The organism is Pseudonocardia kongjuensis, assembly GCF_039526905.1.
Classification (GTDB): Bacteria; Actinomycetota; Actinomycetes; order Mycobacteriales; family Pseudonocardiaceae; genus Pseudonocardia; species Pseudonocardia kongjuensis.
Window position 1 is genome coordinate 220904 of the sequence record NZ_BAAAJK010000001.1, and the last position, 13446, is coordinate 234349.

Genomic DNA, 13446 nt, shown 5'->3' on the forward strand with positions numbered 1-13446 from the left:
CCCCCCACCACCGGACGACGATCAGCCGCCGTGCTGCGCGGTGCGGAGCACGCCGTAGAGGTCACGCAGGTGCTCGGTGCCGACGAACCCGTCGAACCGCTCCGAGCCGGGCCCGGTGGCGCGCACCGGCACCGGCGCGCCGGTGTGGCCCGGGTTGGTCGCCCAGGCGATCCGGATCGGCCGGCCGTCCGCGGCGGTGAAGGTCTCCTCCGCGCGCTCCTCGAAGACCAGCGCCATGCCGCCCGCCTCGTGATCGGCGGTCACGACGACGAGGGTGTCGTCGCGGCCCTGCGCGAACTCCAGCACCCGCTCGACGGCCCGGTCCAGCGCGATCGTGTCGCCCATCGCGTTGGCGCCGTCGTTGTCCTCCGCCGCCGGGTCGATCATGCCGCCCTCGACCATCAGGAAGAAGCCGTCGTCGTCGCGGCTCAGCGTGGCCAGCGCGGCGTCGGTCATCTCGGCGATCGTCGGCTCGACCGGGGTGCGCTCGCGGTCGTAGTTCATGTCGGTGCACTCGAAGACGCCGAGCAGCCGGTCGCCGTCCGCGGCCAGCAGCTGGTCGCGGTCCCGGGCGACGGTGTACCCGGCGGCCGCGTAGTCGGCGAACAGGTCGCGCCCGTCGGTCCGGTCGGTCTCGTCGGCGGCGCAGTGGTCGCCTGCGGTGCCGGCCGGCAGGAAGAACGACTCGCCGCCGCCGAGCAGCACGTCGATCCCGTTGTCCAGGTACTGCCCGGCGATCTCGCTCTGCAGGTCGCGATCGGGCACCGAGGAGGCGAACCCGGCGGGGGTGGCGTTCGCGATGTCCCGGGTGCTGATCAGCCCGACGCCCTTGCCCGCCTGCTTGGCGAGCACGCCCAGCGTCTCGTCCAGGGTGCTCGCGCCCTCCGGGGTGACGTTGAGGGACCCGTTCTCCACGAGCGTGCCCGACCCCATCGACGACGCCGCCGCGGCCGAGTCGGTCACCAGGTCGTCGGCGGAGAAGGTGGCGGCCCGCGCCCGGTGCGGGACCGTCTCCATGGCCAGCGGCTCGTCCCGGCCGCGGTCGAGGTAGCGGGAGGCGAGGATCTGGGTGTCCGACATCCCGTCACCGATCACCAGGATCACGTTCTTCGCCGCGGGCCCGCCGGCCGCCGTCGCCGATGCCGCGGCGCAGCCGGCGGGCAGGGCCAGCAGCGCCGCACCCGCCAGTGCCACGGCCGCCCGGCCGGCCCGCCGGCCGCTCGTCGTTCTGATCACGGATCGTCCCTCCGTCGATGATCGATCGAAGCGGACATTACGGATGTACGGCGCTGATTCCGATACCGTCGTGCCGACTGCTTCCCGAGCGTTCACCCTGCGTGCACCGGGACTGTGATGCCGCTCTCGCCCGAACGCACAGCGTGACCTAGAATGCTCTACGAGCCGTAGAAATACGGTGCCGACGCCAGACCGCTCGACGGTCCACCACCTGGGCGACCGGCTGACGTTCCGCCGTCCGTCCGCATCCGGGTGCAGGGGACGGAAACGGAGCCACGGGGAATGACGGTCGAGTCCGGCCTGGTCAACGCAGACCTGCGCCGCAAACGATCGGTGGATCTCGCGCAGGTGATCCACGAACGGTTCGGCGAGGACGTGACGACACTGCGCGGGGGACTGCTGACCTACCCCTACCCGCATCCGCTGCCGGACCGGCACCGCGTCGAGATCGGGGTGCCCGCCGTCCGCGGCGGACCGGAGCTGCTGCTCGTCGCCTCGACCGCGCCGGACGGCGCCGCACCGGCCCGCGGCGTCGGGATCTGGGAGCTCGCCGTCGCCGTCCGCGACGGGGGAGTGCTGCCGAAGGGGGAGGCCGAGGGCTGGGCCCGGGCCGTGTTCGGCTACCGCTGCGCGCCGCTGGTGTACCGGCGCCGGGCGGGCGGCTCCTGGCTGCGCCGCCCGTCCGGCGTCGAGTTCGTGGTGCACCACGGCGAGCACGGCCCGATGCACCCCTCGGACGTCGAGGAGTACGGCGCGTGCGCCTGAGCTACAGCTCGTAGGAGCGCAGCCACACCGTCTGCGGCGCCCGGCGCAGCGCCGACAGCACGCCGTCCGGCAGCACCCGGTCGGTGTCGGTCAGCACGTAGCCGTGGTCGCCCTGGGTGGACAGCGACTGCCCGGTCACGTTCACCCCGGCGTCGGCGAGCAGCCGGTTGATGTCGGCGAGCACGCCGGGGGTGCTGGTGTGCAGGTAGCCGGTGCGGAACACGCCGGGCGGGCGCGGCGCGGCGACGTTGGGCAGGTTCACCGACAGCGCGGTGGCGCCGCCCGAGACGAAGTCGACGAGCTTGGTGGAGACGAAGTGGCCGATCTCCTCCTGCGCCTCCTGGGTGGAGCCGCCGATGTGCGGGGTGAGGATGACGTTGTCCAGGCCGCGCAGCGGCGAGTCGAACTCGTCGCCCTGCGCCTTCGGCTCGATCGGGAAGACGTCGACCGCGGCGCCCGCGATGTGCCCGGACAGGATGTTCTCGCGCAGCGCCAGCTCGTCGATCACCATCCCGCGCGAGGCGTTGATGAACATCGACCGCGGCTTCATCCGGGCGAACTGCTCCGCGCCGAACAGGCCGGCGTTGCCGGGGCGGCCGTCGACGTGGATGGAGACGATGTCGGCCTGCTCCAGCAGCGCGTCCAGGGTGGGGACGCGGCGGGCGTTGCCGTGCGCGAGCCGGTCCGCGGTGTCGTAGAAGATCACCCGCAGGCCGACCGCCTCGGCCATGTTGGACAGCTGGGTGCCGATGTTGCCGTAGCCGACGATGCCCAGCGTGCGGCCGCGGATCTCGTGGCTGCCGCGCGCGGATTTGTCCCAGACGCCCTCGTGCATCCGCTGGGTCTTCTCGGTCAGCCGGCGGGCCAGCACCACGATCTCGCCGAGCACCAGCTCGACGACGCTGCGGGTGTTCGAGTACGGCGCGTTGAACACCGCGATCCCGCGCTCGGCCGCCGCGGACAGGTCGACCTGGTTGGTGCCGATGCAGAAGCAGCCGACGGCGAGCAGGTCCTTCGCGGCGTCCAGGACGTCGTCGGTGATCGTCGTGTTGGACCGGATGCCGAGCAGCTGGACGCCGGACACCGCATCGAGCAGCTCGTCGCCGCTGAGCGAGCCGGGTCGCGTCTCGACCTCGATGCCCGCGCGACGGAACGCCTCGGCGGCGCCGGGGTGGATGTTTTCGAGCAGCAGAGCCTTCACCCGACCCAACCTAGGCGCCCGGGGCCGCCCGCAGGCAGCGGGCACGCGCGTGTTGCCTCGCAACGATCTTGACGGTTAGGTTTGGCATGCCTGAGTGAAAGGGGGGCGCGTGCCCACTGTCCCGACCCGAGCCCGTCCGGTCCGAGGGGAACTCGCGGCGCTGCTGGTGGCGCTGCTGGTCGTCGCCGGCTGCACGTCCGGCGGTTCTTCCGACGCCGCGGCGCCGGAGGCCGGGGGAGCCGGAGCGTTCCCCGTCCGCATCGACCACGCGTACGGCAGCACCGAGATCCCGGCCGAGCCGCAGCGGGTGGTCACGCTGGGCCTGTCCGACCAGGACCCACTGCTCGCCCTCGGCGTCCGGCCGATTGCGGTGAGCGAGTGGTACGGCGACTACCCGCACGCCACCTGGCCGTGGGCCCAGGACGAGCTCGGTGACGCCCGGCCCGTCGTCCTGAACGGTGGGGTGCGCAACGAGGAGGCCCCACCACTGGAGGAGATCGCGGCGCTGGATCCGGACCTGATCCTCTCGCTCTACAACGGGACCACGGAACAGCAGTACGAGCAGCTGTCCGCGATCGCCCCGACGGTCGTCCCGGACGACGGGTTCTCCGACTTCACCATCACCTGGCAGGAGGCGACCCGGGCCACCGGCGAAGCCCTCGGGCGCGAGGAGGAGGCGCTCGACCTCGTCGCGGCGACCGAGCAGAAGTTCACCGAGGCCGCCGGGCAGCATCCGGAGTTCGCGGGCAAGCGGGCCGTCGTGGCCGAGCGGTTCGAGCCGGGCTCGAGCGTCGTGCGCAGCGGCAACGACATCCGCGCCCTGTTCTTCACCCAGCTCGGCTTCGAGTCGCCGACCGAGATCGCCGGTATCCGGCCCGACCAGTACGGCGAGATCAAGGTCTCCGACGAGCTGATGGGGGAGCTGTCGCGTGACCTGCTGGTGTGGAACATCGGATCCTCGCCCGAGCTGCGATCCGAGATCGAGAACAACCCGCTCTACCCGACGCTGCCGGTGGCCCAGCAGGGCCGGGTGCTGTGGGTGGAGGATCCGGTCGTGTCCGGCGCGTTCAGCTGGGGGACGATCCTGAGCCTCGACTACGCGCTGGAGCAGCTGGTCCCGCAGATCGCGGAGACGGTCGGCTGAACCCACGCCGCGAGCGGCGCGCGGTCCGGTCGGGGCGGCAACACCCCCGACCGGACCGTCAGAACGATCGAACTGTCATAACGTGCATTATCGGCTCAATGGGTGCCGGCGCGGGGAGAGGGCCGGATGCGGCGGCCGGCGGTCCGGCCGCGCACCGGCCGTCCCGCCGGCGCCCGAGGACGGACCGGCGGCCGGATCAGCCCCGGCCCGCGGCGTCCTGCAGCTCGTCGATCCGGCGGGACGCCTCGGCCTTGCTGAGCCGGTCCAGGTCGTCCGGCGCGTCCCGCCCGGCCTGCTGCAGCAGCGTCTCCAGGTACGACCGCTGCGGCCCGGTCATCGGCTCGTCACCGGTGGTCCAGTCCGCCGGGTCCTTCTCCGGCGTGCCGGGATCGACGGCGTCGTGTGCGTGCTCGTTCGTCATGCATCGAACGTATCTTCGATCGCCGGTCCCCGCACGCCGACCCCGGCCCGCACGCGGGAACTGTCATAATCCTGCGCCGAGCGCCTCAGCCCGCGGTCGGCGGCTGGTCGACCAGCTGCGCGAGGTAGAGCTGCTCGCCGAGCCGGTCCATCAGCTCCAGGTTGGTCTCGATGTAGTCGATGTGGTGCTCCTCGTCGGCGAGGATCTTCTCGAACAGGTTCGCCGTCGTCATGTCGCCCTTGCTGCGGCACAGCGCGATGCCCGGGCGCAGCCGCTCCACGACGGCCAGCTCGATCGCCAGGTCCGCCTGCAGCTGCTCGCGCACGCTCTGCCCGATGTTCAGGGTGCCGAGCCGCTGGTAGTTCGGGAGGCCCTCCAGGAACAGGATCCGGTCGGTGATCTCCTCCGCGTGCCGCATCTCGTCGATCGACTCGGCGCGGGTGTAGGCCGCCATCTTGGTCAGGCCCCAGTTCTGCTGCATCTTGGCGTGCAGGAAGTACTGGTTGATCGCCGTGAGCTCGCTGGTCAGCTGCTCGTTGAGCAGGCCGATGATCTCGTCGTCGCCGCGCATGTCCCATCCCCTCGTCCGGTGCTGGTCGGACGGCGAATGTAAGACAGCGCACAGTGGGCCCTGTCGATCAGGACCGGCTCATCGTCGTGCAGGCTCACCTGTGCTGTGGTGAGGCCCGGATCACGCAGAGGCGGGCAGCCGGTCGATGTCGTCGCCCGCGGACGTCGAGATCAGCAGGGTGCGGAGCCGGTCGTGACAGCTGCCGCAGCCGGTACCCGCACCGCAGGCGTCGCCGATCGTGTCCACGCAGCGGGCGCCCTCCCGGACGCAGCCACGCACCTCCGCCTCGGTGACGGCAGCGCAGATGCACGCGAACACAGCGACCCCTTCCTTGTGGATAGGCAACCCTATGCTGACATTCGATCATCCTCGCCCACAAGGCCCGCGCGGCGCCGGATCGCTACGCTGCCCGGGTGCCGCTGGAGGAGTACCGCCGCAGGCGCGATCCGCGGCGCACCCCGGAGCCGGTCCCGGAGACCGACCCGGACCCGGCCACCCCGGACGGCGGGCGGTTCGTCGTCCAGGAGCACCACGCCACCGCGCTGCACTGGGACCTGCGGCTGGAACGCGACGGTGTGCTCGTCTCGTGGGCGGTGCCCAAGGGACTGCCGGAGGACGCCGGGACCGTGCGGATGGCCGTCCGCACCGAGGACCATCCGCTGGAGTACCTGGACTTCCAGGGCGAGATCCCGCGCGGCGAGTACGGCGGCGGCCGGATGTCGGTGTGGGACTCCGGGCGCTACGAGACCGAGAAGTGGACCGACCGCGAGGTCGCCGTCGTCCTGCACGGCGAGCGTGCCGCCGGCCGGTTCGTGCTGCTGCACCGGCCGGACGAGCGGCAGGACCGCTGGCTGCTGCGCCGCACCCGCGAGCAGCCGCCCGGCGCCCGCCCGTCCGGTGCACCGCTCCCCCGCGATCCGGCGCTCGCCGTGCCGAGCCGGGCGGCGCGGCTGCCGTCCGGTGACGACTGGTGGGTGCGGCCGGTGTTCGGCGGCCGGCGGGTGCTGGTGCGCAGCGACGGCGGCCGGCTGACGCTGCACCCGGTCGACGACGACGGCGTCCCCGGCGACCCGATCGATCCGCCGGGGCGGCTGCGCGAGCTCGGCCCGGCGCTCGGCGCCGGCGGGCACCTGCTCGACGCCGAGCTGACCGGGCGCGGTGAGCTGTGGGTGGCCGACGTGCTGCACACCGGCGGCCGCGACGTCCGTGCGCTGCCCCTCGACGACCGTCGCGCGCTGCTGGACGCGCTGCCGCTGGAGGGGCCGCACCGGCGCCCGGCCCCGCTGTACCCGAACGCGGGTGCGCAGCTGCTCGACGCGGTGCGGGCGCAGGGACTGCCCGGGGTGATCGCGGTCCGGGCGGGTTCGGCCTATCCGGCGGCCGGCGCGCCGTCGGACGACTGGCGGGAGGTACCGGTGGGCGGATCGCGGACCCGCGGCACGCGGCCGGACGGGTACGGCCGCGCCGCCCTGTCCAACCCGGACAAGGTGCTCTACCCGGCCACCGGCACCACGAAGGCCGACGTGCTCGGCCACTACCTGGCCGTCGCGGAGGCGATGCTGCCGCACCTCGAGGGCCGTCCGGCGACCCTCAAGCGCTGGCCGGACGGGGTCGGGGCGTCGTCGTTCTTCGAGAAGAACGTGTCCCGGCACGCGCCGTCCTGGCTGCGCACCGCGCGGGTCGGGACGCCCGGCGGCCGATCGGAGTCGGCCGACTTCGCGGTGATCGACGACGCCGAGGGGCTGGCCTGGGCGGCGAACCTGGCGGCGCTGGAGCTGCACGTGCCGCAGTGGCGGCTCGGCCCCCGCGACGCCCGGCACCCGCCGGACCGGGTGGTGTTCGATCTCGACCCGGGCGAGGGGACGACGGTGGTCGACTGCTGCCGGGTCGCGCTCCGGCTGCGCGCGCTGCTCGCCGAGCACGGCCTGCCGGTGCACCCGTCGACCTCCGGCGGCAAGGGGATGCAGCTCTACCTGCCGGTCCGGGTCACCCGGCCGGAGCGCACCTCGGAGTTCGCCCGGGAGGTCGCCGAACGGCTCGCGGCCGAGCATCCGCGGGACACGGTCGCGGTGATGGCCCGCGCCCGGCGCCGCGGGAAGGTGTTCGTCGACTGGAGCCAGAACAACACCGCGAAGACGACGATCGCCTCCTACTCCTTGCGCGGCCGCGAGCTGCCCACCGTCGCCACCCCGCTCACCTGGGACGAGGTGGAGGCCTGCCGCGACCCCGGGGAGCTGGTGTTCACCCTCGACGACCTGCCCGGCCGGCTGGACACGCACGGGGACCTGATGCGTCCCCTGATCGACACCGACGGTTTCCGGCTCCCCCGTGGTGGCGCCGTCGCCGAGCTGCCAGGCTGATCCCGTGACCGGCCCGGACGACCGACACCCCTACCTCGCGGGCCCGTACCCGCGTGGCTACGCGCACCGCGGCTGGCACCTCGGTGAGCTGGCCGGCTGCGAGAACACCCTCGCGGCGTTCGTCGCCGCCGCCGACCACGGCGTGGGCTACGTCGAGCTGGACGTGCACGCCAGCGCCGACGGCGTCCCGTTCGTGCACCACGACCCGACGCTGGACCGCACCACCGACGCGGCCGGCCGGATCGACGCCCGGCCGGCCGCCGAGCTCGACGGTGTCCTGGTCCGCGGCGCGAGCCGCACCGAGCCGCTGCCCCGGCTGGCCGCCGTGCTCGCCGCGCTGCCCGGCACCCGGATCACGATCGAGCTGAAGTCCGACGCCGTGGTCGGCCCGACCCTCGCCGCGCTGGACGCGGCCGGCGCCTGGGACCGGGTGTGCCTGGGCTCGTTCTCCGACCGGCGGCTGGCCGCCGCCCGGACCGCGGCCGGGCCGCGGCTGTGCACCTCGATGGGGCAGGCCGCGGTGACCGGGCTGCGGGCGCGCGCCTACCGGGTGCCCGCGCGGGCGCTGCCGCCGCTGACCGGGACGCTCGCCCAGGTCCCGCCGTGGTTCGGGCCGATCCCGGTGGCGGCCGACCGGCGGTTCGTCGCGGCCGCCCACGCGTCCGGCCGGGAGGTGCACGTGTGGACGGTGGACGAGCCGGCCGAGATGGAGCGGCTGCTGGACCTGGGTGTCGACGGGCTGCTGTCCGACCGGCCGGACCGGCTGCTGGAGGTGCTGGGCAGGCGGGCCCCGCGGTGAGCGGATCTCGGTGATCGCACGGAGGCCGGTGCCCGGCCGCGCGGATAGTCTCCCCCGGTGACCGCAGCAACACTGTCCGGAGCGCAGCCCCGTCGATCCCGGGTGTGGGCGTGGGGCTTCTGGGACTGGGGCTCGTCGGGCTTCCAGCACATCGCCCTGACCTTCGTGTTCTCCGTGTACCTGACCGACGCGGTCGGGGCCGACCTGCCGGGCACGATCAGCGCGAACAGCTGGCTGGCCTGGTCCACCGCGGCCGCCGGGGTGCTGATCGCGCTGATGGCGCCGGTGATCGGCCAGAGCGCGGACCGCAAGGGCCGCAGGCTGCGGGCGACCGGGGTGTGGACCGCACTCGTCGTGCTCAGCATGATCGGGATGTTCTGGGTCCGCGACGACTGGACCTACCTGTGGCTGGGGCTGGTGCTGCTCGGCCTGGCCTCGATCTTCGTCGAGCTGGCGGCGGTGTCGTACTACGCGCTGATGGCGCAGGTGTCGACGCCGGCGACGGTCGGCCGGGTGTCCGGCTTCGGCTGGGCGCTGGGCTACCTCGGCGGGATCGTCCTGCTGCTCGGCGTCTACGTCGGCTTCCTGTCCGGCGACGGCGGGTTGTTCGGGGTGTCCACGGCGGACGGGTTCGACGTCCGGATCTCGGTGCTGGTCGCCGCGATCTGGTTCGCCGTGTTCGCCGCGCCGATGTTCTTCCTGCTCCCGGAGACGGCGCCGGCCGCACCCGGTGCGCCGAAGCTCGGCGTCGCGGGCTCCTACCGGCGGCTGCTCACCGACCTGCGGGAGCTGTACCGGGCCAGCCCGCACACGGTGTACTTCCTCGGGGCCAGCGCGCTCTACCGGGACGGCCTGAACGCGATCTTCGCCTTCGGCGGGGTGCTCGCGGTGACGGTGTACGGCCTGGACCCCGGCCAGGTGCTGCTGTTCGGGGTGGCGATCAACATCGTGGCCGCGACCGGGGCGCTCGTCGGCGGCCGGCTCGACGACCGGTACGGCCCGAAGGCGGTGGTGGCCGGGTCGCTGGCCGGCCTGGTCGCGGTCGGGATCGTGCTGCTGCTGGTGTCCGGCCCGACCATGTTCTGGATCTTCGGTCTGGTGCTGGGGGTGTTCGTCGGCCCGGCGCAGGCGTCGTCGCGCTCGTACCTGCTGCGGGTCTGCCCGGCGGGCCGGGAGGGCCAGCTGTTCGGGCTCTACGCCACGACCGGCCGCGCGGTGTCGTTCCTGGCGCCCGCGCTGATCGGTCTGTTCACCTACCTGTTCGGCTCGGACCGGGCGGGCACGATCGGGATCGTGCTGGTCCTGGCGCTGGGACTGCTCGCGCTGCTCCCGGTGCGCGCCCCGGAGCGTGCACCTGTCGCATCCGGTGCATGAACTCTCGCCGAACGCCAGTGAGTAGCGTCACACATGGCTGACACGTCACATCAGCGTGTGTAACGGGCCCTGATAGGGAACACTGGCCAATCGGGCGCAGGAATGGTTACCCCCGGGTAAGAACCGGGTGGTGATCGCTGCCCCGCCGCCGGAATAGCGTAGCCCCACGAACGTTACACCCGGTGGCGGCGACGTAACCGTCGAGGTGCCGCCGCCTCGACAGACGCAAGGAGGGTGACGACGCATGGCCGACCGCGTTCTGCGTGGCAGCCGGCTCGGGGCTGTCAGCTACGAGACCGACCGCAATCACGACCTGGCGCCGCGGCAGATGGTCCGTTATGTGTCCGAGTCCGGCTACGAGTTCGAGGTGCCGTTCGCGAACGACGCCGAGGCTCCGGCTACCTGGGAGTCGCCTCAGGGCGGCGTCGGTCGCCGGGTCGACGGGACCCAGCCGGATCAGAAGAAGCAGAAGCCCCCGCGTACCCACTGGGACATGCTGCTCGAGCGCCGGTCCATCGCAGAGCTCGAGGAGCTGCTCAACGAGCGCCTCGAGGTGCTGCGTGAGCGGCGCGCCGAGATCGCCTGACTCGGACACGCACGGACACACGCGCAACACGGAGCCCGGATCCCCACAGGGGTCCGGGCTCCGTCGCGTGCGGGGGCCGGACACGGCGGCGGGCATGATGGTGATCGATGAACGACATCACCTCGATCGACCGCCCCGGCCCGACCGGGACCGCACGCCCCGTCACCGATCTCGCCGACGACCACGTCCGCAGGCTCGCCGAGCTCGACCCGATCCTCGCCGGTGACCTCGGCTGGCCGCAGGGACAGGACCGGCTGCCCGATCTCTCCCCCGACGGGACCGCCGCCGTCGTCGCGACCTGCCGGGAGACCCTGGACCGGCTCGCCGCGCTCCCCGCGCCCGACGACCCCGACGAGCGGCGGTGCGCCCGGCTGCTGACCGAGCGGCTGGGCGCCCGGATCGCGCACGCCGAGTCCGGTGAGCCGCTGCGCGACGTGCAGGAGCTGTTCGGGCCGCTCGCCACGATCCGCACCGCGTTCACCCTGATGCCGGTGTCCGACGAGTCCGGCTGGGCGACCGTCGCCGCCCGGATGGGCCGGGTCCCCGAGGCGCTCGACGGGTACCGCGCGAGCCTCGCCGAGGGATCGCGGCGCGGCCTGTTCGCCGCACCCCGCCAGGTCGTCCGGGTCACCGAACAGCTCGACGCCTGGATCGCCGACGCCGGCGGCCGCGGCTGGTTCGCCGGCTTCGCCGGGCAGGCCGAGGTCGGTGCGGGCGTGCGGGCCGATCTGGACCGGAACGCCGCCGCCGCGGCCGCCGCGCTGCACGGGCTGCGGGACTGGCTGCGCGCCGAGTACCTGCCCGCCGCCGACGGCACCCCGGACGGCGTCGGCGCCGACCGCTACCGGATCGCGTCGCGCTTCTGGAACGGCGCCGACATCGACCCCGCCGAGGTCTACGACTGGGGCTGGTCGGAGTTCCGCAGGCTGCACGCCGAGATGGCGGTCGAGGCCGGACGGGTGCTGCCCGGCGCCGGGATCCGGGAGGCGATGGCGTTCCTGGACGACGACGGCGGCTCGACCGGCGTCGTCGAGGGCGGGGAGAACGCCCGCCGGCACCTGCAGCAGATCATGGACGACACTATCGCCGAGCTCGACGGCAGGCACTTCGACCTGTCCGGCAGGCTCCGCGACGTCGAGTCCCGGCTCGCGCCCACCGGCAGCGCCGCCGCCCCGTACTACACGCCGCCGTCGCTGGACTTCTCCCGGCCGGGCCGCACCTGGCTGCCCGCCTCGCCGGACGACCGCTACCCGCTGTGGGACCTGATCAGCACCTGGTACCACGAGGGCGTCCCCGGTCACCACCTGCAGCTGGCGTCGTGGGCGCTGCGCTCCTCGGAGCTCTCGACGTTCCAGACCTCGCTGGTCGGGGCGGTCAGCGCGGACGTCGAGGGCTGGGCGCTGTACGCCGAGCGGCTGATGGACGAGCTCGGCCACCACACCGATCCCGGGTCCCGGCTGGGCTACCTGAACGCGCAGATGATGCGGGCGGTGCGGGTGGTCATCGACCTGGGGATGCACCTGTCGCTGCCGATCCCCGCCGACTCGCCGGTCGGCGCCGGGCTGCGCTGGACCCCGGAGCTGGGCCGCGAGTTCTTCGGCAGGCACGTCGGCGGCGGGGACGCGCTCGCCGACTCCGAGCTGCTGCGCTACCTGGGCGGGCCGGGGCAGGCCATCGGGTACAAGCTCGGTGAGCGTGCCTGGCTGACCGGCCGGGAGCGGGCCCGCGCCGCGCACCTGGCCCGCGGCGAGCGGTTCGACCTGGCCGCCTGGCACGCCGCCGCGCTCGCCCAGGGAACGCTGGGCCTCGACGATCTGGTGCCGGAGCTGGCGGTGCTCCCCGCGTCGCGGTCCGATGTGGCGGACAGCACCGCGTCCTGACGCTTGAGCGGCGCGCCGGACCGGCGGATACTCGGGCCGTGACGGCGCGCCAGCGGCGTCACGACGTGTGAAAGTCACGGTCCGGTCGGTAGTCCGGACAGCGCTCGTCGCTCGTTCGAGCGGGCCGCCCGGCGGCTCCGCCCCGACACGTCCCTCCCCCGGCGGGAGGGATCGTGCCCGGACGACGCCGGTCGGCGCCGTGGCCGGTCGGTCTCCCCCGCCGCGACGACCGACCGAAGCGGAGACCCACATGTCCGACCGAGTGCTCGTCACCGGCGCGACCGGCAACACCGGCACCCATCTCGTCCGCGTCCTCGCGGCCCGCGGCGACACCGTGCTGGCCGGGTCGCGGTCCGGCCGCGACGTCGCCGGCGCGCCCGGCGTCCGGCTCGACCTCACCGATCCGGGGACCGTCCGCACCGCGTTCGACGGGATCGGGCGGCTGTTCCTGGTCATCCCGGCCGGCTACCTCGACGCGATCGGCTTCCTCGACGCGATCGTCGATCTCGCCGCGGAACGCGGCGTCAAGGTGGTGTTCCAGACCGCCTTCGGGGTCGGGGACGACCTCACGAGCCCGTACCACCGGGCGGAGCAGCGGCTGATGCGCAGCGGTGCGCCGTTCGTGATCCTGCGGCCGAACTGGTTCGCCGACAACTTCCACACGTTCTGGCGGGCGGGCCTGCGCAGCGGCGTGGTCGCCGTGCCCGCCGGCCGCGGCCGCACCTCGTTCGTCGACGTCCGCGACATCGCCGAGTCCGCCGCCGCGGCCCTGTCCGGAGCAGGGTTCGACGGCCGCGCCTTCGAGCTGACCGGCCCGGAGGCACTCGACTACGCGCAGGCCGCGCAGGTGCTGTCCACCGCCGTCGGGCGGCCGGTCCGGTACCGGCCGGTGACGCCCGACGAGTTCGTCGGGCTGCTCACCCGGGCCGGCCTCCCCGACGACTACGCGCGGCACCTCGCGGACCTGTTCGCGCCGGTGCCCGGCGACGGCACCGCCGCCGTCACCGACGCGGTCCGCACGCTCACCGGGCACCCTGCGCGGAGCCTGGCCGTCTACGCCGCCGACAACCGGGCGGCGCTCGCCGGCTGATCCCGCCGTGGCCGGGCGC

Annotated in this window: 13 protein-coding genes; 8 read left to right on the forward strand and 5 right to left on the reverse strand. The window is 73.6% G+C overall.

The window, feature by feature from the left end; genetic code table 11:
- Positions 1–21 precede the first annotated feature (21 nt).
- Positions 22–1236 carry an alkaline phosphatase gene (locus tag ABD160_RS01025; protein WP_344017603.1) on the reverse strand — a complete coding sequence of 405 codons (1215 nt, stop codon included), beginning with the start codon at positions 1234–1236 and terminating at the stop codon, positions 22–24.
- Positions 1237–1518: 282 nt separating this feature from the next.
- On the opposite strand from ABD160_RS01025, the gene ABD160_RS01030 reads away from it, so the two are divergent.
- Entirely contained in the window at positions 1519–2001 is a 483-nt protein-coding gene (locus tag ABD160_RS01030; protein WP_344017604.1) for a hypothetical protein, read from the forward strand.
- 1 nt (position 2002) lies between these two features.
- On the opposite strand, the gene serA is transcribed toward ABD160_RS01030, so the two are convergent.
- Positions 2003–3202 carry a phosphoglycerate dehydrogenase gene (gene serA, locus ABD160_RS01035; protein WP_344017605.1) on the reverse strand — a complete coding sequence of 400 codons (1200 nt, stop codon included), beginning with the start codon at positions 3200–3202 and terminating at the stop codon, positions 2003–2005.
- A gap of 307 nt (positions 3203–3509) precedes the next feature.
- Here serA and ABD160_RS01040 point away from each other — a divergent pair, with 307 nt between their 5' ends.
- Complete coding sequence (locus ABD160_RS01040) at positions 3510–4346, forward strand: iron-siderophore ABC transporter substrate-binding protein (protein WP_425563561.1); 837 nt, start codon at positions 3510–3512, stop codon at positions 4344–4346.
- A 196-nt stretch (positions 4347–4542) separates the two neighbouring features.
- On the opposite strand, the gene ABD160_RS01045 is transcribed toward ABD160_RS01040, so the two are convergent.
- The 3 genes from ABD160_RS01045 to ABD160_RS01055 form a co-directional block, all read right to left on the reverse strand.
- Positions 4543–4767: a DUF3072 domain-containing protein gene (locus tag ABD160_RS01045; RefSeq protein ID WP_344017607.1), complete on the reverse strand. Its 225-nt coding sequence runs from the start codon at positions 4765–4767 to the stop codon at positions 4543–4545.
- Positions 4768–4852: 85 nt separating this feature from the next.
- Positions 4853–5338: a bacterioferritin gene (bfr, locus tag ABD160_RS01050; RefSeq protein ID WP_344017608.1), complete on the reverse strand. Its 486-nt coding sequence runs from the start codon at positions 5336–5338 to the stop codon at positions 4853–4855.
- Between the two features lie 120 nt (positions 5339–5458).
- Positions 5459–5656 carry a (2Fe-2S)-binding protein gene (locus tag ABD160_RS01055; RefSeq protein WP_344017609.1) on the reverse strand — a complete coding sequence of 66 codons (198 nt, stop codon included), beginning with the start codon at positions 5654–5656 and terminating at the stop codon, positions 5459–5461.
- A 95-nt stretch (positions 5657–5751) separates the two neighbouring features.
- On the opposite strand from ABD160_RS01055, the gene ligD reads away from it, so the two are divergent.
- From ligD to ABD160_RS01085, 6 genes are all read left to right on the forward strand, one after another.
- Complete coding sequence (ligD, locus tag ABD160_RS01060) at positions 5752–7698, forward strand: non-homologous end-joining DNA ligase (protein ID WP_344017610.1); 1947 nt, start codon at positions 5752–5754, stop codon at positions 7696–7698.
- A gap of 4 nt (positions 7699–7702) precedes the next feature.
- Positions 7703–8497, forward strand: a complete 795-nt coding sequence (locus ABD160_RS01065; protein ID WP_344017611.1) for a glycerophosphodiester phosphodiesterase family protein — start codon at positions 7703–7705, stop codon at positions 8495–8497.
- 57 nt (positions 8498–8554) lie between these two features.
- A complete protein-coding gene (locus ABD160_RS01070) occupies positions 8555–9871 on the forward strand; it encodes an MFS transporter (RefSeq protein WP_344017612.1) in 1317 nt (438 codons plus the stop codon).
- A 244-nt stretch (positions 9872–10115) separates the two neighbouring features.
- Positions 10116–10457: an RNA polymerase-binding protein RbpA gene (locus ABD160_RS01075; protein ID WP_085912326.1), complete on the forward strand. Its 342-nt coding sequence runs from the start codon at positions 10116–10118 to the stop codon at positions 10455–10457.
- Between the two features lie 107 nt (positions 10458–10564).
- The gene (locus ABD160_RS01080; protein ID WP_344017614.1) at positions 10565–12337 is read left to right on the forward strand and encodes a DUF885 domain-containing protein; all 1773 of its coding nucleotides are present in this window, start codon (positions 10565–10567) and stop codon (positions 12335–12337) included.
- A 250-nt stretch (positions 12338–12587) separates the two neighbouring features.
- Positions 12588–13427 carry an NmrA family NAD(P)-binding protein gene (locus tag ABD160_RS01085; protein WP_344017615.1) on the forward strand — a complete coding sequence of 280 codons (840 nt, stop codon included), beginning with the start codon at positions 12588–12590 and terminating at the stop codon, positions 13425–13427.
- The last annotated feature ends 19 nt before the right edge of the window (positions 13428–13446 follow it).

What these genes read in the sequence shown, in the direction of transcription:
- ABD160_RS01030 (WP_344017604.1), top strand. Translation starts at nt 1,519, where the DNA reads ATGACGGTCGAGTCCGGCCTGGTCAACGCAGACCTGCGCCGCAAACGA.
- ABD160_RS01080 (WP_344017614.1), top strand. Translation starts at nt 10,565, where the DNA reads ATGAACGACATCACCTCGATCGACCGCCCCGGCCCGACCGGGACCGCA.
- ABD160_RS01045 (WP_344017607.1), bottom strand. Translation starts at nt 4,767, where the DNA reads ATGACGAACGAGCACGCACACGACGCCGTCGATCCCGGCACGCCGGAG.
- bfr (WP_344017608.1), bottom strand. Translation starts at nt 5,338, where the DNA reads ATGCGCGGCGACGACGAGATCATCGGCCTGCTCAACGAGCAGCTGACC.
- ABD160_RS01075 (WP_085912326.1), top strand. Translation starts at nt 10,116, where the DNA reads ATGGCCGACCGCGTTCTGCGTGGCAGCCGGCTCGGGGCTGTCAGCTAC.
- ABD160_RS01085 (WP_344017615.1), top strand. Translation starts at nt 12,588, where the DNA reads ATGTCCGACCGAGTGCTCGTCACCGGCGCGACCGGCAACACCGGCACC.